The sequence below is a fragment of the Mesorhizobium sp. WSM4845 genome (assembly GCF_055811455.1).
Genome location: NZ_JBVVQA010000026.1, coordinates 25,832 through 44,421 on the forward strand (window position 1 = coordinate 25,832; position 18,590 = coordinate 44,421).

16 protein-coding genes are annotated in these 18,590 nt (G+C 62.2%); 9 read left to right on the forward strand and 7 right to left on the reverse strand.

Annotated elements, in window-relative coordinates; genetic code table 11:
- Positions 1-8: 8 nt before the first annotated feature.
- Both glnA and AC0L2C_RS25080 read right to left on the reverse strand, forming a co-directional pair.
- On the reverse strand, positions 9-1,418 hold the full coding sequence (glnA, locus tag AC0L2C_RS25075; protein WP_023799265.1) for a type I glutamate--ammonia ligase: 1,410 nt from the start codon (positions 1,416-1,418) through the stop codon (positions 9-11).
- Positions 1,419-1,472: 54 nt separating this feature from the next.
- Positions 1,473-1,811, reverse strand: a complete 339-nt coding sequence (locus tag AC0L2C_RS25080) for a P-II family nitrogen regulator (RefSeq protein ID WP_006205430.1) — start codon at positions 1,809-1,811, stop codon at positions 1,473-1,475.
- 437 nt (positions 1,812-2,248) lie between these two features.
- Between AC0L2C_RS25080 and AC0L2C_RS25085 the strand changes: the two genes are divergently transcribed.
- Complete coding sequence (locus AC0L2C_RS25085) at positions 2,249-3,781, forward strand: NAD(P)H-hydrate dehydratase (protein WP_473524672.1); 1,533 nt, start codon at positions 2,249-2,251, stop codon at positions 3,779-3,781.
- Positions 3,778-5,781, forward strand: a complete 2,004-nt coding sequence (locus AC0L2C_RS25090; protein WP_473524673.1) for a hypothetical protein — start codon at positions 3,778-3,780, stop codon at positions 5,779-5,781. Before AC0L2C_RS25085 ends, AC0L2C_RS25090 begins: the two co-directional genes overlap by 4 nt.
- Positions 5,782-5,816: 35 nt before the next feature.
- Here the strand turns inward: AC0L2C_RS25090 and AC0L2C_RS25095 are convergent, their stop codons facing one another.
- Together AC0L2C_RS25095 and AC0L2C_RS25100 are read right to left on the reverse strand one after the other, a co-directional pair.
- Complete coding sequence (locus AC0L2C_RS25095; RefSeq protein ID WP_128169087.1) at positions 5,817-7,349, reverse strand: acyl-CoA carboxylase subunit beta; 1,533 nt, start codon at positions 7,347-7,349, stop codon at positions 5,817-5,819.
- A 363-nt stretch (positions 7,350-7,712) separates the two neighbouring features.
- On the reverse strand, positions 7,713-8,000 hold the full coding sequence (locus tag AC0L2C_RS25100) for a GIY-YIG nuclease family protein (protein WP_023799262.1): 288 nt from the start codon (positions 7,998-8,000) through the stop codon (positions 7,713-7,715).
- Positions 8,001-8,584: 584 nt separating this feature from the next.
- Here AC0L2C_RS25100 and AC0L2C_RS25105 point away from each other — a divergent pair.
- Complete coding sequence (locus AC0L2C_RS25105; RefSeq protein ID WP_245277658.1) at positions 8,585-10,006, forward strand: DEAD/DEAH box helicase; 1,422 nt, start codon at positions 8,585-8,587, stop codon at positions 10,004-10,006.
- Between the two features lie 101 nt (positions 10,007-10,107).
- On the opposite strand, the gene AC0L2C_RS25110 is transcribed toward AC0L2C_RS25105, so the two are convergent.
- Both AC0L2C_RS25110 and AC0L2C_RS25115 read right to left on the reverse strand, forming a co-directional pair.
- A complete protein-coding gene (locus AC0L2C_RS25110) occupies positions 10,108-11,082 on the reverse strand; it encodes an alpha/beta hydrolase (RefSeq protein WP_023799260.1) in 975 nt (324 codons plus the stop codon).
- Positions 11,083-11,177: 95 nt separating this feature from the next.
- Entirely contained in the window at positions 11,178-11,999 is an 822-nt protein-coding gene (locus AC0L2C_RS25115) for an SDR family oxidoreductase (protein ID WP_128169084.1), read from the reverse strand.
- Between the two features lie 214 nt (positions 12,000-12,213).
- On the opposite strand from AC0L2C_RS25115, the gene AC0L2C_RS25120 reads away from it, so the two are divergent.
- The 6 genes from AC0L2C_RS25120 to AC0L2C_RS25145 all read left to right on the forward strand — a co-directional run bounded on the left by AC0L2C_RS25120 (position 12,214) and on the right by AC0L2C_RS25145 (position 16,927).
- Positions 12,214-13,248: a cysteine synthase A gene (locus tag AC0L2C_RS25120; RefSeq protein WP_077377624.1), complete on the forward strand. Its 1,035-nt coding sequence runs from the start codon at positions 12,214-12,216 to the stop codon at positions 13,246-13,248.
- The gene (locus tag AC0L2C_RS25125) at positions 13,248-13,991 is read left to right on the forward strand and encodes an alanyl-tRNA editing protein (protein WP_473524674.1); all 744 of its coding nucleotides are present in this window, start codon (positions 13,248-13,250) and stop codon (positions 13,989-13,991) included. The genes AC0L2C_RS25120 and AC0L2C_RS25125 overlap by 1 nt, the downstream gene beginning before the upstream one ends.
- A gap of 51 nt (positions 13,992-14,042) precedes the next feature.
- Positions 14,043-14,894, forward strand: coding sequence for a 3-mercaptopyruvate sulfurtransferase (sseA, locus tag AC0L2C_RS25130; RefSeq protein ID WP_473524675.1), 852 nt, complete (start codon positions 14,043-14,045; stop codon positions 14,892-14,894).
- Between the two features lie 5 nt (positions 14,895-14,899).
- Positions 14,900-15,463, forward strand: a complete 564-nt coding sequence (locus AC0L2C_RS25135) for a GNAT family N-acetyltransferase (RefSeq protein ID WP_027154015.1) — start codon at positions 14,900-14,902, stop codon at positions 15,461-15,463.
- Positions 15,464-15,575: 112 nt separating this feature from the next.
- A complete protein-coding gene (dapB, locus tag AC0L2C_RS25140; RefSeq protein ID WP_473524676.1) occupies positions 15,576-16,382 on the forward strand; it encodes a 4-hydroxy-tetrahydrodipicolinate reductase in 807 nt (268 codons plus the stop codon).
- A gap of 77 nt (positions 16,383-16,459) precedes the next feature.
- Positions 16,460-16,927: a DUF1203 domain-containing protein gene (locus tag AC0L2C_RS25145; protein ID WP_473524677.1), complete on the forward strand. Its 468-nt coding sequence runs from the start codon at positions 16,460-16,462 to the stop codon at positions 16,925-16,927.
- A 221-nt stretch (positions 16,928-17,148) separates the two neighbouring features.
- Here AC0L2C_RS25145 and AC0L2C_RS25150 read toward each other — a convergent pair whose 3' ends face one another.
- Complete coding sequence (locus AC0L2C_RS25150) at positions 17,149-18,450, reverse strand: outer membrane protein (RefSeq protein ID WP_473524678.1); 1,302 nt, start codon at positions 18,448-18,450, stop codon at positions 17,149-17,151.
- Positions 18,451-18,590 lie beyond the last annotated feature (140 nt).

Below are 18,590 nucleotides of genomic sequence, written 5' to 3' on the forward strand. Positions count from 1 at the left end.
TCGTCCGCTCAGACCGAGTAATACATGTCATACTCGACCGGGTGCGGGGTCATTTCGAAGCGCATCACTTCGGCCATCTTGAGCTCGATGTAGCTGTCGATCTGGTCGTCGTCGAAGACGCCGCCGGCCTTCAGGAAGCCGCGGTCCTTGTCGAGGCTCTGCAGCGCTTCGCGCAGCGAACCACAGACGGTCGGGATCTTCTTCAGTTCCTTAGGCGGCAGGTCGTAGAGATCCTTGTCCATCGGCTGTCCCGGGTGGATCTTGTTCTTGATGCCGTCGAGCCCGGCCATCAGCATGGCGGCAAAGGCGAGGTAGGGGTTGGCGCCCGGATCGGGGAAGCGGACCTCGACGCGCTTGGACTTCGGCGACGAGCCGAATGGAATGCGGCAGGAGGCAGAGCGGTTGCGGGCCGAATAGGCAAGCAGCACCGGCGCTTCGTAGCCCGGCACCAGACGCTTGTAGGAATTGGTCAGCGGGTTGGTGAAGGCGTTGATCGCCTTGGCATGCTTGATGATGCCGCCGATGTAGAACAGGCAGCTCTCCGAGAGGCCGGCATATTCATTGCCGGCGAAGGTCGGCTTGCCGCCCTTCCAGATCGACTGGTGGACGTGCATGCCCGAGCCGTTGTCGCCGAAGACCGGCTTCGGCATGAAGGTGGCCGTCTTGCCGTAGGCGTTGGCGACCTGGTGCACGACATATTTGTAGATCAGCATCTTGTCGGCGTTGCGGACCAGCGTGTCGAACTTGATGCCGAGCTCGTGCTGGGCAGCGGCGACTTCGTGGTGGTGCTTTTCGACACGCACGCCCATTTCGGCGAGCACGGTCAGCATTTCAGAGCGCATGTCCTGCGCCGAGTCGATCGGCGGCACCGGGAAATAGCCGCCCTTGATGCGCGGGCGGTGGCCGAGATTGCCGGTCTCGTAGTCGGTGTCGTCGTTGGACGGCAATTCGGTGGAGTCGAGCTTGAAGCCGGTGTTGTACGGATCGGCCTTGTACTTGACGTCGTCGAACACGAAGAACTCGGCTTCCGGGCCGACGAAGATCTGATCGCCGATGCCTTCCGCCTTCATATAGGCTTCAGCCTTCTTGGCGGTGCCGCGCGGGTCGCGGTTGTAGGATTCTCCGGAGATCGGATCGAGGATATCGCACAGGATGACCATGGTCGACTGCGCGAAGAACGGGTCCATATGCACCGTCTCGGTGTCGGGCATCAGCACCATGTCGGATTCGTTGATCGCCTTCCAGCCGGCGATGGAGGACCCGTCGAACATAACGCCGTCGGCAAACATGTCTTCCTCGACCTCAACGACATCCATCGTCACGTGCTGCAGCTTGCCCTTCGGATCGGTGAAGCGCAGGTCAACGAATTTCACGTCGTTGTCCTTGATCTGCTTCATGATGTCTTTGGCTGTCGTCATGTCATGTTTCCCTGTCTGATGACGTTTCGAGGAGATGATCTGAAATCAGAATCCTCAGACCGCGTCCATCCCTGTTTCGCCGGTGCGGATGCGCACGACTTCCTCGATGTTGGAGACGAAGATCTTGCCGTCGCCGATGCGGCCGGTCTGGGCCGCCTTGCGAATGGCTTCGATCGCGCCTTCGACCGCGTCGTCGCCGAGCACGACCTCGATCTTCACCTTGGGCAGAAAATCCACGACATATTCAGCGCCGCGATAGAGTTCGGTATGGCCCTTCTGCCGGCCAAAACCCTTGGCCTCCGTTACGGTGATGCCTTGCAGCCCGGCCTCCTGAAGCGCTTCCTTCACTTCGTCTAGCTTGAACGGCTTGATGATCGCTTCGATCTTTTTCATGTAAAAAGTGGCCTCCACTGTCAAAAAAGACGGGTTGTGAGCCCCGCTTGCGCCTCTTTCAAGCACGAACTGTGCCAATTTGAGGAGATTCGAAGCGGTATCACGCGATTTCGATGCCATGCCGCGTTGAGGGCTAAATTCGCGTCATTCGCTGCATTGGCTGCGTCATGGATACTGGGAACCTACACATTGTCGACGCTACAGTCCGCACAATAATTGGGCAGATAGAGCATTTCGCGGGCAGTTGTGCTTCGAGGACGCCATTGTCCCTAACGATGTGCTTACAGATCGTGCCATTTCATCGCCGTTTGCTTCGAACCGAAAACTGGACAATGTTTGACCACAGGGATCGGGGTTTGACCACAGGGATCGGGGTTTGACCACAAGGATCGGGGTTTGACCACAGGATCGGCTTGAGCCAATGCGGATCGGCATCCATGAGCAATGAAATTCTGTCTCCGGCCGAAATGGCTGAGGCCGACCGGCTGACGATTTCCGCCGGACCATTCGACGGCATTGTCCTGATGCGCAATGCAGGTGGCGCAGTCGCTGCGGTGGTGCTCGCCCATTTTCCGGCTGCCAGGCGCGTCCACGTGCTGTGCGGGCCTGGCAACAATGGCGGCGATGGCTATGTCGTCGCCCGCATTCTAAGGGACAGCGCCGTCGACGTGTTGCTGTGGGCATCCGGCTCGCCCAAAGCCGGCAGCGACGCGGCGCTCGCCGCGTCGGAATGCCGGGTCAGTCCACGGCCGCTGTCGGAATTTGCTGCCGATAAAGGTTCGATCCTGGTCGATGCGGTTTATGGGGCGGGGCTGTCCAAGCCGCTGTCCGGTGATGCCGCCAGGGCGGTCGAGGTTGCGACAGAACTGAACATGCCTGTCGTCGCGGTCGATCTGCCCTCAGGCGTGTCAGGCGACAGTGGCCAGATTCTCGGCCAGGCATTCCGCGCCCAATTCACGGTAACATTCGCGCGAAAAAAGCCCGGCCATCTGCTGTTGCCGGGGCGCGGGATGTGCGGCGAGCTGGTGCTTGCCGATATCGGCATTAGCGACGATATCGTTGCTCAGCTTGAACCGCTCACCTTCGAGAACATCCCGCCGATTTGGCTCGAAAATTTCCCGGTCCCAGCCGTCGACGCGCATAAATACAGGCGCGGCCATGTCGGCGTCTTTTCCGGCGGGCCATCGGCGACGGGTGCCGCACGGCTGTCGGCGCTTGCCGCGGCCAGAAGCGGGGCAGGGGCGGTGACCGTGCTGTCGCCGGCGAATGCCGTGCAGGTGAATGCCGCGCATCTGACTTCGATCATGCTGAAAAAGGCCGACAGCATCGCGGACGTGCAGGAATTCATCGAGGGCCGCCGGCCATCGGCATTTGTCCTCGGACCCGGATTTGGCGTTGGCGAGAAAACACGCGATTTTGCCCTTGGCGTACTGGCCACCGGGGGGCGGCAAGACGGCAAGGTCGACGGGCTGGTGCTCGATGCCGATGGCATCACTTCGTTTCGCGATACGCCCGACGTTCTGTTCGAAGCCGCCCGTCGTCTGAACGCGCCAGCGCTGGTGCTGACGCCGCATGAGGGCGAATTCGCCAGGCTGTTTGCGGACATCGCCGCAGACAAGACCCTGTCCAAGCTGGCCAAGGCGCGCACTGCCGCCGCGCGCGCCGGCGCCATCGTCGTCTACAAGGGCGCGGACACGGTGATCGCGGCGCCCGATGGCAGGGCGGCGATCAACGGCAACGGCGCGCCATGGCTGGCCACCGCCGGTTCGGGCGACGTGCTGTCGGGCATCATCGCCGGCCTCCTGGCACAAGGCATGCCGGCTTTCGAAGCCGCCTGCGCGGCGGTCTGGATTCATGCTGAGGCCGGCAGCCGTTTCGGACCTGGGCTGATCGCTGAAGACTTGCCGCTGGCGCTGGTGCCGGTGCTGCGCGAGCTTGCCGAAAATCGCAACAGGATGACCGCTGAATGAACCGTCGGCTCGCCCTGATCGCCGTGATTCTCGCCAATTTTTTCTTGGCCAGCCTGGCGCGCGCCGAAGGTCCGGTAATGATCGTCGACGATCCGGCCGTGCTGGCCGCTCTCGACGCCAGGGGTTTTGATTTCGCCGGCATTTTCGATGTCGACGGCAAGGGCGACCTGAAGACGCTCTACGACAGGGCGCCGGCCTATCATCGGATCATCGAAACGATTGCGGGCGATGTCGCCGCGCTGCGCGCCGAGATGAAGGCTGGCGGGCGGTCGCTCTACGAAGTCACCGACGGCAATGTCGGCCGCATCATCGACATGCGCTGGCTGAAGACCGACGCCGCGCGCTTTCGGCTGGTCGGTGTCGTCAACCGGCTCGATCGGCGTGATTTCGCCGAAATAGGAGGCGATGGGGGCTGCGGCGAGGTCCGTTTCATCTACCGCCTTGCCTACAGCTTCAAGAAAAACGGCAAGGTTCTGGCCTCGCGCTTGCCGTTCAATTTCAATGCCATCTATAGCGCCGCGCCGGACGCCGATGGCGGCTGCGTCGGCGTTGCCGGACGCTGGACGCCGCAGCTCGATGAGACCGTCGATATCGGCTGGCTCATCGGCGGGCCGCTTGAAAGGGCCGGGCTGAGCTTCAAGCAGCTCGAGCTCAACGCCCAGATTGTGCGCTTTCCCTCCGGCCAGGAGACCGAATTTGGCGGCCAGGCTGCCTACCTCATGCGGATTTTTGGCGTCGGTGGAGAGACGGTCAGCGAAAAGCCGCTGGAAAACACGCCCGACTTGGCGCGGCTTGCCGACGACGCCGCGCTGAAAGCAAAACTTTCCGACTATATCAGCGCCAATGTCGCGGCGGTCGATCTCGGCGTCTACGAAATCCCGGATGAATTCCTGGCCAAGAAAGTCGTCTCGTGGTCGACTTTCGGCAGCGCAAGGCAGGCCAATCACCCGTTCACGCCGCTGTTCCAGCCCGCGGATTTTTCCGGGCTGGACTATTCCGCGCTGAAGCTGCTGCGCACGCCGGAAGCGCTGGTCGAGCGGCTCGACAATGGCGCCTGCCAGGGTTGTCATCAGGCTGGTTCGACCGCCGGTTTCCATTTCATCGGCCTCGACGACAAGACGACATCGCCGCTGAACCGCATCGAGGTCGGCATCTCGCCGCATCTTCATGCCGAGATGCCGCGGCGCGAAGCCTGGCTGCGTGCGACCGCCGACGGCAAGGAGCCGAACCGCCTCCGCCCGCTGTCCTTCGCGCCGCCGGCCGCATGGAAAGACGCCCGCGAGGTCGCTTACGCACCGGCCGAGATGGCGATGCCGTGTTTGATGCCGGAGGATGCGGCCCGCTTCGGCACGACCTGGCAATGCGGCGGCGGCACCGTCTGCACGGCGCTGGCGACGGCATCGGGGGTGCGGCCGAAACTGGCGCAATGCCTGCTGCCCAAGGACAGCGAAAAGATGTTTTCCGGCCATCCATGCCTGACCGGCTCGATCGCCAGCAACGGCACGCAGCCTTTCAATGACCGCTACAGCATTACAGGCCAGTTCGCGGCCTTCGCCACCGACATGTCGCGCACCGCCTACACCTGCCGGCCACCGAAGATCGGTGTGCCGGCCGGCATCGCCTATCGCGGATGCAATGACAAGGACCGTGCCTTTGCCGGCTTCAAGCCGGGCAAGCCGATGCCGAACGAGATCTGCGGCCTGGTCGGCGGCAAGAAATTCGACATCTGCGTGGCGACCAATAATTTCGACCAGTGCTTGGGCGGCGCCGTCAACCGCGGCAATCGGCCGGCTTGCTCGGCCGACCATTTCTGCCGCGAAGATTACATGTGCCAATCGCTGCCGCCCGATACGCCCGGTATCGGCAAGGTGAAAGGTGTCGGTTTCTGCTCGCCAACCTATTTTATCTTCCAGATGCGCATCGACAATCATGCCACCCCGTGGTCTGGAGCCGTCCGCGCGACGATGGGCGCTGGGTTCGGCGCCGCGGAAGCGGAGTGAGCTTTTGCGGTGGTCGCTTTCGCGACATCAGCGCCTCACAACGGAATGTTGTCGTGCTTCTTCCAGGGGTTCTGCATATCCTTGTTGCGCAGCATGCGCAGCGCACGCGCAATGCGGCGGCGGGTCGAATGCGGCATGATCACCTCGTCGACATAACCGCGCTCGGCGGCGACGAAGGGCGACAGGAAGCGATCCTCGTAAGCCTTTGTATGTGCTGCGATCTTCTCAGCATCGCCGATGTCCTTGCGATAGATGATCTCGACCGCGCCCCTGGCGCCCATCACTGCGATCTGCGCCGTCGGCCAGGCATAGTTCATGTCGCCGCGCAGATGCTTCGACGCCATCACGTCATAAGCGCCGCCATAGGCTTTTCGGGTGATCACGGTGATCTTCGGGACGGTCGCTTCGGCATAGGCGAACAAGAGCTTGGCGCCGTGCTTGATCAGGCCGCCATATTCCTGTGCGGTGCCGGGCAGGAAGCCTGGCACGTCGACGAAGGTGACGATCGGAATCGAGAAACAGTCGCAGAAGCGCACGAACCGCGCCGCCTTGCGACTGGCGTCCGAATCGAGCACGCCGGCCAGCACCATCGGCTGGTTGGCGACGAAGCCAACCGTGCGCCCTTCGACGCGCCCGAAACCGGTGACGATGTTTTTCGCAAAATCCTGCTGGATCTCGAAGAAATCACCCTCATCGGCAACTTTAAGGATCAACTCCTTGATGTCGTAGGGTTTATTGGCATTGTCGGGGATCAGTCGGTCGAGCGACAGATCGTCATCGGTGACCGACTGATAACACTCGATCTCGGGGATTTCAGCCGTGTTGGAGGCAGGCAGCAGATCGACCAGTCGGCGCATCTGCAGCAGCGCCTCGACGTCATTGTCGTAAGCGCCATCGGCGATCGACGACTTCGTCGTGTGGACCAAGGCGCCGCCGAGGCTCTCGGCGGTTACCGTCTCGTTGGTGACGGTCTTCACCACGTCCGGGCCGGTGACGAACATGTAGGAGGTGCCGCGCACCATGAAGATGAAGTCGGTCATTGCCGGCGAATAGACGTCGCCGCCGGCACAAGGGCCCATGATCACTGAAATCTGCGGGATGACGCCGGAGGCGAGCACATTGCGCTGGAAGATCTCGGCATAGCCGCCAAGTGCTGCCACGCCTTCCTGGATGCGGGCGCCGCCGGCGTCGTAGAGGCCGATGATCGGCGCGCGGTTGCGCAGCGCCATCTCCTGCACCTTGACCACCTTTTCGGCGTGGGCCTCGGACAGCGAGCCGCCGAACACGGTAAAGTCCTTGGCAAAGACATAGACCGGCCGGCCATTGACGGTACCCCAGCCGGTGACGACGCCGTCGCCGGCGATCTTGGTTTTTTCCATGCCGAAATCGGTTGAGCGATGCTCGACATACATGTCGAACTCCTCGAACGAGCCTTCGTCGAGAAAGACGTCGATGCGTTCGCGCGCGGTGAGTTTGCCCTTCTTGTGCTGAGCGTCGATACGGGCCTTGCCACCGCCCATGCGCGCCATGGCGCGGCGGCGCTCGAGTTCCTTCAGCACGTCCTTCATCGCTCGATCCCCAAAAGAAGCTGATTTGTGGTAATCATGGCGGTAAGCGAGCGCAAGCGCCGCTTTTCGGCCTGCTTTGTTTTCGCAACGCTGGCGTGCTTTCGCCGCCGATCTCGATACGCTGGCGGGCATAGCTGGCCGTCTGTTAGGTGCGGCTTACCAACCGCTCTCGCTTCGCTTGCTGGGGCAGCGTCCGTCACAAACGGGCCGATCTCAGCGGCAAATCACTGACCTTCGAGATTAGCCGAAGCATCCCTCCACTTCGTCATCCTAGGGCGGAGCAAGGAGCGAAGCGACGCGGCGCAGACCCTAGGATCCATTCCGTGACATCAGCCGAAGAATGCAGCGGCTCTGAACCGAACGCTACCACCCGGTTCCGCGAAAAAGCTCGAACCACTCCGGATTGGCCTTCTCGATCAGCTCGATCTTCCACTGGCGCGGCCAGCGCTTCAGCGACTTCTCCCGCTGGATGGCGTCTCGAATATCGAAGTGCTCCTCGTACCAGACCAGACGCTGCGCGCCGTAGCGGCTGGTGAAGCGCGAGCCTTGGCCGGATTTATGCTCCGGCATGCGGCGGCCTAGGTCGTTGGTGACGCCGATGTAGATCGTGCCACGCTTTTGGCTCGCGGTCATGTAGGCATAGCCGGTCATGGTAGAAGGTTAGCTGGCACCGTTGCGGACGCAAGCGCCATTCTGAGCCGCTGCATTTTTCGGCCTGGGTAACGGCATGGATCCTAGGGTCTGCGCCGCGTCGCTTCGCTCCTTGCTTCGCCCTAGGATGACGAAGGCGCGGATTGGATCTGACCAATCGCCAGCGTATCGGGTGAAAGACACTCAAATAGAAGTTCTGTTCGTCCAGCATGGGGCGAGGGAATGGCCGGGTGAAGTTTGAGCAGACGTTCACGGCTGCTCTTCTTGACTGGTTCGCTGCGCTGCAACATGACGGCCCTTGCATTTCGCGGCGAACTGGGCCATATGCGGCGGCATAGGCGCTTGGGCCGGACTATCCGGCCTTCTCGACGAATGAGACTGGTTGCGTCTGTTTTCCCTCTTTCCGACATATCGGCAAGGCGGCGAAAAAGCCCCGTGGCATGATGCCTGCGGGCACGACAGCGCAGCCGTGCGGACGATAACGTCCGCCCGCCTTGTCGTTTTCATGACAGTTTTTTCGACGGCAGGTTGCGCCCTGCCGCCATCGATGTTTGCGGCCAGGAGCCGCGTGAAAGAAGAATATTTTGACCAACGAAAACACTCTGACCGGCAAGAACACTCTGCCCGGTAAAGACACTGGGGAACTTTCGGGTTTCGCAGCACTTGGCATTACGGGCGCGCTGCTCAAGGCGACCCATGGCGCAGGCTTCACCGAGCCGAAGCCGATCCAGGCCCAGGCGATCCCGCCGCAGCTGGAAGGCCGTGACATTTTCGGCATCGCCCAGACCGGTTCGGGCAAGACCGCGGCGTTCGCGCTGCCGATCCTGTCGAAGATCATCGCGCTCGGCACCAAGCGCCGGCCGAAGACCGCTCGTGCGCTGATCCTGGCGCCGACGCGTGAGCTCGCCGTGCAGATCGAAGAGATGATCAAGCTGCTCGCCAAGGGCGCGCATGTCTCGACAGCACTCGTGCTTGGCGGCGTCTCGCGCTTCAGCCAGGTGAAGAAGATCGCTCCCGGCGTCGACATTTTGATTGCCACGCCCGGCCGGCTGACCGATCTGGTGCGTGAGGGCGACCTCGTGCTTGCCGACACCAAATGGCTGGTGCTCGATGAAGGCGACCGCATGCTCGACATGGGCTTCATCAACGACGTCAAGCGCATCGCCAGGGCGACCGCGCCGGACCGTCAGACGGTGCTGTTCTCGGCGACCATGCCGGCCGAAATCGCCGAGCTGGCGAAAGGCCTGCTGAAGAACCCGATCCGCGTCGAAGTGGCGCCGCACAGCACTGCGGCGGCCGAGATCGTACAGGGCGTCGTCTTTGCCCGCACCAAGCAGAAGCGCCAGGTTCTGGCGACGATGCTCGCCGACCAGGCGATGAAGTCCGTCATCATCTTTTCGCGCACCAAGCATGGCGCCGACAGGGTGACCAAGGATCTCGAGCGCGATGGCTTCAAGGCCGCCGTCATCCACGGCAACAAGTCGCAGAACGCCCGTCAGAAGGCGCTGAACGATTTCCGCGAGGGTTCGGTGCGCATTCTTGTTGCGACCGATATCGCGGCGCGCGGCATCGACGTGCCCGGCATCAGCCATGTGGTGAATTTCGACCTGCCGGACGAGGCAGAGAGCTATGTCCACCGCATCGGCCGCACCGGCCGTAACGGCATGGACGGCATCGCCATCACGCTTTGCGACCCGTCCGAGAACAGCAAGCTGCGCCAGGTCGAGCGCATCATCCGCACCAAGCTGCCGATCGTTGCCGATCATCTCGGCAGTCCCGACCCGCAGCGCAATCCTGCCGAAAAGAACGAGCGCAGCTTCGAGCCGGCCAACGACCGCAGCGGTCGTCGCGACGGCAGGCGGCCGGGCGGCCACAACAACGGCAACAAGCGCTTCGGCGACAAGCCGGCCTTCGCCGGCGAGCGCAAGCCGGAAGGCGCCAAGGCGTTCAAGGGCAACAACAAGCGTCGTTTCGGCGGCAAGCGGCCAGCAGCGCGGGCTGCGTAACCAGATAGTGCATCCGGCCCGCGCCGGTCGGCTCGGCCCGGCTGCTCACAATTGAAAAAGGCGATCGGAGCGATGCTTCGGTCGCCTTTTTCGCCTGAGACCTACTTCACCACCGCCTGTACCCACACGACAATGCGCTGCGCCAGGAAAGCTGTGGTTGCTGGCGACAGCGCGTCTCCGGCAATGACATGATTGTCCCGATCGCCGGTATCGTCGACCGGCACCAGTTCGTGCGCCGCGCCCCAGCGCCCGGCGATGTCGCGGGTGCGGTCCGGCCGCACGATCTTGTCCGAATCGGAAAAGATGAACAGGGCAGGGATGGTCGCCTTCTCCACCGGCGCGCCATTGGCCAGCTCGGTCAGCGCCACCATCGGCAGCGTCGCCGCGATCGGATAGCGCCAGGTCCAGAATTTCTCGTGCAGCGCATTGCGCGGCACGAAGCTGCGCTCCTTGCCGGCGACCAGCTCGGCGATCTCTCGGCCCCACGGCATGGTCAGAAGTTCGGCGCCGGAAGCCTTGACGCCGAAATTCGGCGAGATGAATGCTATGGCCGCCACCCCGTCCGATGCGCCCGGCTGCGTCGCAGCCCAGGCTGCCAGCGAGCCGCCGGTCGAGGTGGCGATGACGATCACCTTGTCGCCGATCGCTCGGCCGATGGCGAGCGCTTCCTCATAATCGTTGATCCAGGCGTTGACGCTGCCGTCCGCCATCGCGGCACCGCCCTGTCCGTGACCGGTGAGACGGGTGTAGTAAAGATTGGCGTCGAGCCCTTCGGCCACCTCGTCGGGAAGCGGACGAACCTCGCCCTTCGACGCCGAAAAGCCGTGGATATAGACGATCGACAGCGGCGTCCTGGCGTGAACCATCGGATTGACCCAGATGATTTCCTTTTCCAGCCCGTCGTGGATATCAGGTACGGCCGCCTCCTTGCGTGCCAGGTAGGCTTGCGGGTCATCGCCGATCACGGAAGGATCGAAGCGGATCGTGATGTCGGCTGGGGCGCGCGGGCCGAAGACGTAGGCAAGGACGAGAATGACGGCGAGACCCAATACCGCAAGCACGATCCGTCGCCCCATCGCAGACTCCATGCAATTAATCTCAACCTATGGCCACGATGGCAAACAGGCAACGACGTCCCGCCGGCGGCGGGAGCGCCAACTTGATGGCCGGTCTATTCGCTCGGCGGCTTGCGGTCGAAATTCAGCGGACGCGCCTTCCAGCGGGTCGCGGTGCTGATGACCCATCGGCAGAACGGTCTCGGCAGGATTCTGAGCAGCTTCAGGCCCCAGCACAAGCGCCACGGGAAGGTGACTTCGAAGCCGCCGGATTTGATGCCGCGCGCCATGCGGCGCGAGGCGCGATTGACGGGCATCAGCCCGGGCATCGGCAGCAAATTCTTCTCGGTCAGCGGGGTGTCGACGAAGCCCGGGTTTATCACCTGGATGCGGACGTTCATCTTGTCGAAATCGTACTTCAGCGACTCGGCGAGGATATTGATTGCCGCCTTGGTGCCGCCATAGGCGGCCGTGGTCGGCCAGCCGAAATAGGCAGTGACCGAACCGACCAGGACGATATGGCCGCGCGCGCGGACGCGCATGCGCTCGATGACCGGCACCAGGCCATTGATGATGCCGAAATAATTGACATCGAAGGACTGGCGAAATCCACGGGCAGTGAGGTCTTCGCCGACGGTCGCAATATAGCTCCCGGCATTGAACACGGCCAAGACGATCGGGCCGAGATCCTTCTCGATCGCCGCGACCGTCCTTGCCATGCGTTCTTCGTCGGTGACGTCGCAAGGATAGGCCGTGACGTGGCCCGGCATCTGCGCCGTCTCGACAACAAGCGTGTCGATCGGATCGTCGTCGAGCGCCGTCACCGCGACGACATAGCCTTGCGCCGCAAGGTCCTTGGCCAGTGAACGGCCGATGCCGCTGCTGCCGCCGGTAATCCAGGCGACGCCGTGCTTCGGGTCGGCCCGATAGAGTGTCATGCTATGCCCCGCGACTTTTTCTTAGCCTGTGCTCTAGCGGTGAAGAAATCGGATGAAAAGAGCGCTTTTCAATGGTGAGCTTCAATGATTGGCTCAACGCAACATCTGTTTTAGGAAATTGCAGCCCGGAAATGCCGCTGGATCAGGCAAATTCTTGCCTTGAAACCCAAGCTTCGGGTTTCTAGGGTTCGGCCGCAAGCATAAAGGAATCTCCATGCCCCGTTCTGTGATCGAAGCGATCGGCAATACACCTCTGATCCGCCTCAACAAAGCCTCGGAAGAAACCGGCTGCGAGATCCTGGGCAAGGCCGAATTCATGAATCCGGGCCAGTCGGTCAAGGACCGTGCCGCGCTGTTCATCATCCGCGACGCCGAGCAGCGCGGACTTTTGAGGCCGGGCGGGGTGATTGTCGAGGGGACGGCCGGCAACACCGGCATCGGATTGACGCTGGTTGCCAAGGCGCTTGGCTACCGCACCGTAATCGTCATCCCGGAGACGCAAAGCCAGGAGAAGAAGGACACGATCAGATTGCTCGGCGCCGAGCTGATCGAGGTGCCTGCCGTTCCCTACAAGAACCCCAACAATTATGTGAAACTGTCGGGCCGTCTGGCCGAGCAGATGGCCCGGTCCGAGCCGAACGGCGCGATCTGGGCCAATCAGTTCGACAACGTCGCCAACCGTGATGGCCATACCCGCACCACGGCGGAAGAAATCTGGGCCCAGACCGGCGGCAAGGTCGATGGTTTCGTCTCGGCGGTCGGCTCCGGCGGAACACTGGCAGGGGTCGCCTTCGGGCTCAAGGCCAGGAGCAAGGACGTCAAGATCGCGCTCGCCGATCCGCTCGGTGCGGCGCTCTACAGTTTCTACACCAGCGGCGAGCTGAAATCCGAAGGCAGCTCGATCACCGAAGGCATCGGGCAGGGGCGGGTCACCGCCAATCTGGAAGGGTTCACGCCGGATTTCTCCTTCCAGATTCCGGACGAGGATGCACTGCCGATCGTCTTCGACCTGATCCAGGAGGAAGGCCTGTGCGTCGGCGGCTCGACCGGCATCAACATTGCCGGCGCGATCCGGCTGGCACGTGAGATGGGTCCCGGCCATACCATCGTGACCGTGCTTTGCGACTACGGCACGCGCTATCAGTCGAAATTGTTCAACCCGGAATTCCTGCGTCAGAAGCAGCTGCCGGTGCCGGGCTGGATGGAACAGCGGAGCACAATCTCGGTGCCGTTCGAAAAGGTTGCGTGATGGCTTACAGGACGGATGCCCTGTTTCGCGACGACGCCTATCTCAGGACGGCTGATGCCGTGGTTGTCGCCGTCAACGACCGTGGCGGCATCATTCTGGACCGGACGATCTTCTATGCCACGTCGGGCGGGCAGCCTGGCGATACGGGCACCCTCGAACGCGCCGACGGCAGCCTGATCGCTGTTGCCGGCACCATCACCGGTGAGACCAAGGATGACATCATCCATGTGCCGCCGCCTGAGCAGGCGGTGCCTGAGGTCGGTGAGCCGGTAAAGCTTGCCCTCGATTGGCAGAGGCGGCATCTTCTGATGCGCATGCACACAGCCTGCCACTTGCTTACCGTCGTCTGCCCGTTCCCGATCACCGGTGCCTCCGTTTCCGAGGACGACAGCCGTATCGATTTCGATATTCCGGATGCCGGCTTCACCAGGGAAGACGTGACGGCCCGGCTGATGGAATTGGTGCGGGCCGACCACCCGGTCTTTGTCAGGCTGATCACCGACGAGGAGTTGGCGGCCAATCCGGGACTGGTGAAATCGAAGAATGTTCGGCCGCCGGTCGGCACGGGCAAGATCCGCTTGGTCTGCATTGGCGAGAACGCCTCGATCGACAGCCAGCCTTGCGGCGGCACTCATGTGAAGAGCACTGGAGAAGTCGGCGAGATCCATATCGGCAAGATCGAGAAGAAGGGTCGCGAGAACCGGCGCTTCCGAATACGCTTTGGACCAATGCCGCCGGCCTGATAAACAGCCGGCCTGATAAACAGATTGTCGAAGGCGGGCAGGAGAAGAACAATGGCCGAAGACAGCCCTTTCACCGTCGATGCGGACTGGTTGCAGAAGCGCCTCGGCGAGCCTGGCCTGACCATCGTCGACGCGTCCTGGTATTTGCCGGCGCAGAAACGCGACGCGCGCGCCGAATATGACGCAGCGCACATTCCGGGCGCCCGTTTCCTGGATCACGATGCGATCTCGGATCCTGATTCCCCACTGCCGCACACGCTGCCGTCGCCGCAGCATTTCGCCCAGTATGTCGGCGCCATGGGCATTTCGGCCGACGACACCATCGTTGTCTATGACGGCCAGGGCTTCTTCTCGGCGCCGCGCGCCTGGTGGATGTTCCGTGTCATGGGGGTGTTCCAGGTCTACATATTGGACGGCGGCTTCGATCGCTGGAAAGCGGCTGGACGGCCGGTGACGGCGGAGCCGACGAAGATCGCGCCTTGCGTGTTCCATGCCGACTTCGATGCCGCTCGCGTCGCCAGCCTGGCCGACATGCGCCGGATCGTCGAGACCGGAGAAAGCCAGATCGCCGACGCGCGTTCGCCTGGCCGGTTTGCCGGTACCGAGCCGGAGCCTCGCGCCGGCGTCCGCTCGGGTCATATGCCCGGCGCGCGCAATGCGCCGTTTTCGGCGCTTGCCGAGGATGGCGAGTTGCTGTCGAAAGACCGGTTGCGCAAGGTGATCGAGGACGCCGGCATCGACCTGTCAAAGCCGGTCGTCACCTCTTGCGGCTCAGGCGTTACGGCGGCGGCGATCACGCTGGCGCTCGAGACGCTAGGCCACACCGACAACAGGCTCTACGACGGTTCATGGACCGAATGGGGTGGGCTTGGCGATACGCCCGTCGTGACGGGCAAGGACTGACTGCGATGGAAAACGGCGCGCTTGAAGACATCGAGGTCACGGTGACGTTTCTCGAAATGCATGCGCCGCCGGCCTATTCGCCGCCGCTGCCGTACAACCGCCAGATCGCATTGCTGAAAACCAAGGACATTCCGCTGCATTTCTACCGCTATTTGATGGATCGGGTGGGCCGCAAATGGCACTGGGTCAATGTGCTGAGGCTGAGCGACGAGGAGCTTTCTGCCGGGATCCACCGCGAGGACCGCGATATCAGGGTGCTGTATCTCGACGGCTCGCCGGCCGGCTTTTTCGACCTGAAGCCGCATCTGCCGGGAGAAGTGGAACTGGCCTATTTCGGCATGATGGAGCACGCCACCGGCCAAGGCATCGGCCGCTGGTTCCTGGGTGCGGCGATCGACGCCGCCTGGTCGCACGGACCAAGGCGGGTGACGGTGCAGACCTGCACGCTCGACCATCCGGCGGCATTGCCGCTCTATCAGAAGCTCGGCTTTGAACCGGTCGCGCAAAAGAAGGAGATGGTGCATCCGATGACCTTCGCCGAGCGTGCGGCCAGCGTCATGCGGCCATGATTTTCTCGGCAAGCTGAACCTTCATCGATGCTTCAGCTTGCAGTCAAACTGTTGGAGCGTTCGTCATGCATCTAAGGCGGGTGCGCTCAAACAGCGATGGGAGGATCAAACGATGACGATTCGGGTGGTGATGGCCGGTGCGACCGGCTGGGTCGGCAAGGCACTGGTTCCGGCGATCGGGGCGCAAAGCGACATGGCGCTGGCCGGTGCCGTGTCACGCAGCGGCGCTGGGCAGGATTCAGGCCTGCTGGTCGGCCTGTCGGCAAACGGTATCATCGTTGCCGCCTCGCTGGCCGAGGCAATGGAGGTGCCGTCGGACGTGCTGGTCGACTACACCAAACCGCATGTGGTGAAGGACCATGCGCTGCTGGCCATCGAAAACGGACGGCACGTGGTGATCGGCACCTCGGGGCTGGGTTCGACCGATTTCGCCGAGATCGATGCTGCAGCCCGCGCCAACCATGTCGGCGTCGTTGCCGCCGGTAATTTTTCGATCACCGCCACGCTGATGAAGCGGTTTGCCCTGATGGCGGCGAAATACGTGCCGGATGTCGAGGTCATCGATTATGCCAGCGCCAGGAAACCCGACGCGCCGTCCGGCACCGCGCGCGAGCTTGCCGAAGCGCTGGCCGATGTCCGCAGAGCTTCGACCGCGCGGCCGGTCTCGGAGGTCTCCGGTGTGCCGGGAACGCGCGGTGCGGCGGTTGGCACGGGCGAGGGGGTGCAGGTGCATGCGCTTCGCCTGCCTTCCTACATCCTGTCCTGCGAAGCGCTGTTCGGCCTGCCCGACGAGCGGCTGACCATCCGCCACGACGCCGGCTCGTCCGCTGCCCCTTATGTGGCCGGGACGCTGCTCGCCATCCGGCGGGTACAGGAGATCACAGGGCTGGTGCGCGGTCTCGACGCGCTGATGGACTGATCCAGATTGGCAGGAATCGGGTGGGAAGCGCTGGCGCAGCGACGTAATTTCCGGTCGATGACATCGGAGATTTCACCATGACCATCCAGTTCAAGGCCTTGCCCACGGAAGGCGTCAGAGCTTTGCAGCGCGGCGGGCCGGACGCCTATGGCCGGATCCCAGAGCGGAAAATATCCGACGGTGACGGCGTGCCTTGCCGCCACTGCCTGAAGAACGTCGCCGCTGGAGAAGCCTACCTTGTCCTGGCTTATCGGCCATTCCCGCAATTGCAGCCTTATGCCGAGACCGGCCCGATCTTCCTCCATGCCGAGCCTTGCGAGCGCGCTGCCGAGGCCGAGGCGCTTCCCGAAATTCTCGAAGGCAGCGACTACATCGTGCGCGGTTACGGCAGCGACGATCGCATCGTCTACGGCAGCGGCGGCGTCATCCCAACGGCCGCTATTGCGGCACGGGCCGAGAGTTTGTTCGAGCGCGACGACATCGCCTATGTGCATGTTCGCTCGGCACGCAACAACTGCTATCAGTGCCGGATCGAGCGCGCGTGACCGGATCGGTCGCAGCTGTCGTACGCCTGTCGCAATGTCGCGTTATGGAATGATTGTCGATCGATTTGCCGACCGCGGATGAACCGGCGGGAGATCTCGATATCAGAGGAAGCGGGGCTTTGGCTCCGCTTTTTTGCTGCCTGCTTTATATTTCTTTACCCAAAGAAAAAGCCCGCCGGAATGACCGACGGGCTTTGACTGTTGTCTGGACGGCTCGAAAATTAGTTGAACTTGTACTTCGCACCAATGCGGACGGTATGGAACGAAGGCGTCGAGGTGAGAGTGTCGTCCGGCAGCCCAAGTTCCGACGAGAAATCCTCCTCGGAGAACTGCGAATAGCGGTACTCGAGGCCGACGGTCACGTTGCTGGACATGGCCGTTTCCAGACCACCACCCACCGAGAAGCCGCTGGAGTCCCAATCGAGGATATCGCCGATCGGCGAAGACGCGTTCAGATCGAAGTGCTGCCAACTGTAACCACCGAGCACGTAGGCGAGGGTTGATTCGTTGACTTTCATACCGACGCGGGCAAGCACATCGAAGCCGTAATCGGTATCCAGATTGATCGATCCGCCTGGAAGTTCCAACTCGGAAGTCATGCCGGAGTAGCGGGCATCCACTATGACACCTGCGACCCAGCTGCCGAAATCATGGTCATAGCCGACGTTCAATTCGCCGAACACACCTTCGCCGCCGAGCCCGTTGAACTCGAGCCCGCCAAGCGGCGGAACCTCGATCTGATGCACCGACGCACCCGCGCCGGCGGCGCCGCCGACGTAGAAGCCGGTCCAGTTGTAGGCAGGCGCTTCAAAAGAGGCGACGCCGCCATTCTGGGCGCCAAAGCGATAGTTGGCCCCGACCTGGAACGTATGCCGCGACGTGTCGATATTGAGGGCGCCATCCGGCAAACCGAACTCGGAAAGCAGATCATCATTGGTACCGAAGCGGGTATAGCGATATTCTGTCTTGATGGTCCAGTTGCTGTTGATGGCCGTTTCAACGCCGGCTCCGACGAAGTAACCGCTCTGGTCCCAATCCAGGTCAAAACCAGCGTTGGTGTCGAGTTTGTATTTCTGCCAGGAATAGCCGCCGAGCACATAGCCCAACGTGTTCGGCGTGAACAGGTAACCGGCTCGCAGACCAGCATCGAAACCGTAGGTCTCGCGGACCGAAGCCTCTAGTCCAGCTACATCGAGCGTGGTTTCAATGTTGCCGATATGGGCGTCCAGGAGTCCGCCGATCAGGAAGCGCGGCGACACCATATAGTCGTACCCAACGGTCAGTTCACCGTATACGCCTTCACCACCAATGCCGTTCAACGAGAAGCCCGGAAGGAAATCGCTGCTGAGCTCGTGGACATTGGCGCCGGCGCCAACGCCGAAGCCGACATAGATGCCACTCCAGTTGAAGGCCGACGTTTCGACCACCGGCACAAGCGCGTCGGCGGCCTGAGAAGCCGATCCGAGCGCCAGTACGGAAACCGCGCCAAGAAGAAGAGATTTTGCGAATCGTTTGCTGGTCATTGCCCCTGCCTTTTGAAAAACCCGTCAGCCGTCTAGCACCTGCCCACGCCGGCGGATGTAACAAAAAAGCCACAACAATGACACATTGCAAGCAAAACGGGTAAAGCCGGCCGGCCTAGCGCAATTCGTGAAATTTTCTT

Excerpts from the sequence above, each read along its gene's own strand:
- glnA (WP_023799265.1), bottom strand. The coding sequence starts at position 1,418 with ATGACGACAGCCAAAGACATCATGAAGCAGATCAAGGACAACGACGTG.
- AC0L2C_RS25080 (WP_006205430.1), bottom strand. The coding sequence starts at position 1,811 with ATGAAAAAGATCGAAGCGATCATCAAGCCGTTCAAGCTAGACGAAGTG.
- AC0L2C_RS25085 (WP_473524672.1), top strand. The coding sequence starts at position 2,249 with ATGAGCAATGAAATTCTGTCTCCGGCCGAAATGGCTGAGGCCGACCGG.
- AC0L2C_RS25090 (WP_473524673.1), top strand. The coding sequence starts at position 3,778 with ATGAACCGTCGGCTCGCCCTGATCGCCGTGATTCTCGCCAATTTTTTC.
- AC0L2C_RS25095 (WP_128169087.1), bottom strand. The coding sequence starts at position 7,349 with ATGAAGGACGTGCTGAAGGAACTCGAGCGCCGCCGCGCCATGGCGCGC.
- AC0L2C_RS25100 (WP_023799262.1), bottom strand. The coding sequence starts at position 8,000 with ATGACCGGCTATGCCTACATGACCGCGAGCCAAAAGCGTGGCACGATC.
- AC0L2C_RS25110 (WP_023799260.1), bottom strand. The coding sequence starts at position 11,082 with ATGGGGCGACGGATCGTGCTTGCGGTATTGGGTCTCGCCGTCATTCTC.
- AC0L2C_RS25115 (WP_128169084.1), bottom strand. The coding sequence starts at position 11,999 with ATGACACTCTATCGGGCCGACCCGAAGCACGGCGTCGCCTGGATTACC.
- AC0L2C_RS25120 (WP_077377624.1), top strand. The coding sequence starts at position 12,214 with ATGCCCCGTTCTGTGATCGAAGCGATCGGCAATACACCTCTGATCCGC.
- AC0L2C_RS25125 (WP_473524674.1), top strand. The coding sequence starts at position 13,248 with ATGGCTTACAGGACGGATGCCCTGTTTCGCGACGACGCCTATCTCAGG.
- sseA (WP_473524675.1), top strand. The coding sequence starts at position 14,043 with ATGGCCGAAGACAGCCCTTTCACCGTCGATGCGGACTGGTTGCAGAAG.
- AC0L2C_RS25135 (WP_027154015.1), top strand. The coding sequence starts at position 14,900 with ATGGAAAACGGCGCGCTTGAAGACATCGAGGTCACGGTGACGTTTCTC.
- dapB (WP_473524676.1), top strand. The coding sequence starts at position 15,576 with ATGACGATTCGGGTGGTGATGGCCGGTGCGACCGGCTGGGTCGGCAAG.
- AC0L2C_RS25145 (WP_473524677.1), top strand. The coding sequence starts at position 16,460 with ATGACCATCCAGTTCAAGGCCTTGCCCACGGAAGGCGTCAGAGCTTTG.
- AC0L2C_RS25150 (WP_473524678.1), bottom strand. The coding sequence starts at position 18,450 with ATGACCAGCAAACGATTCGCAAAATCTCTTCTTCTTGGCGCGGTTTCC.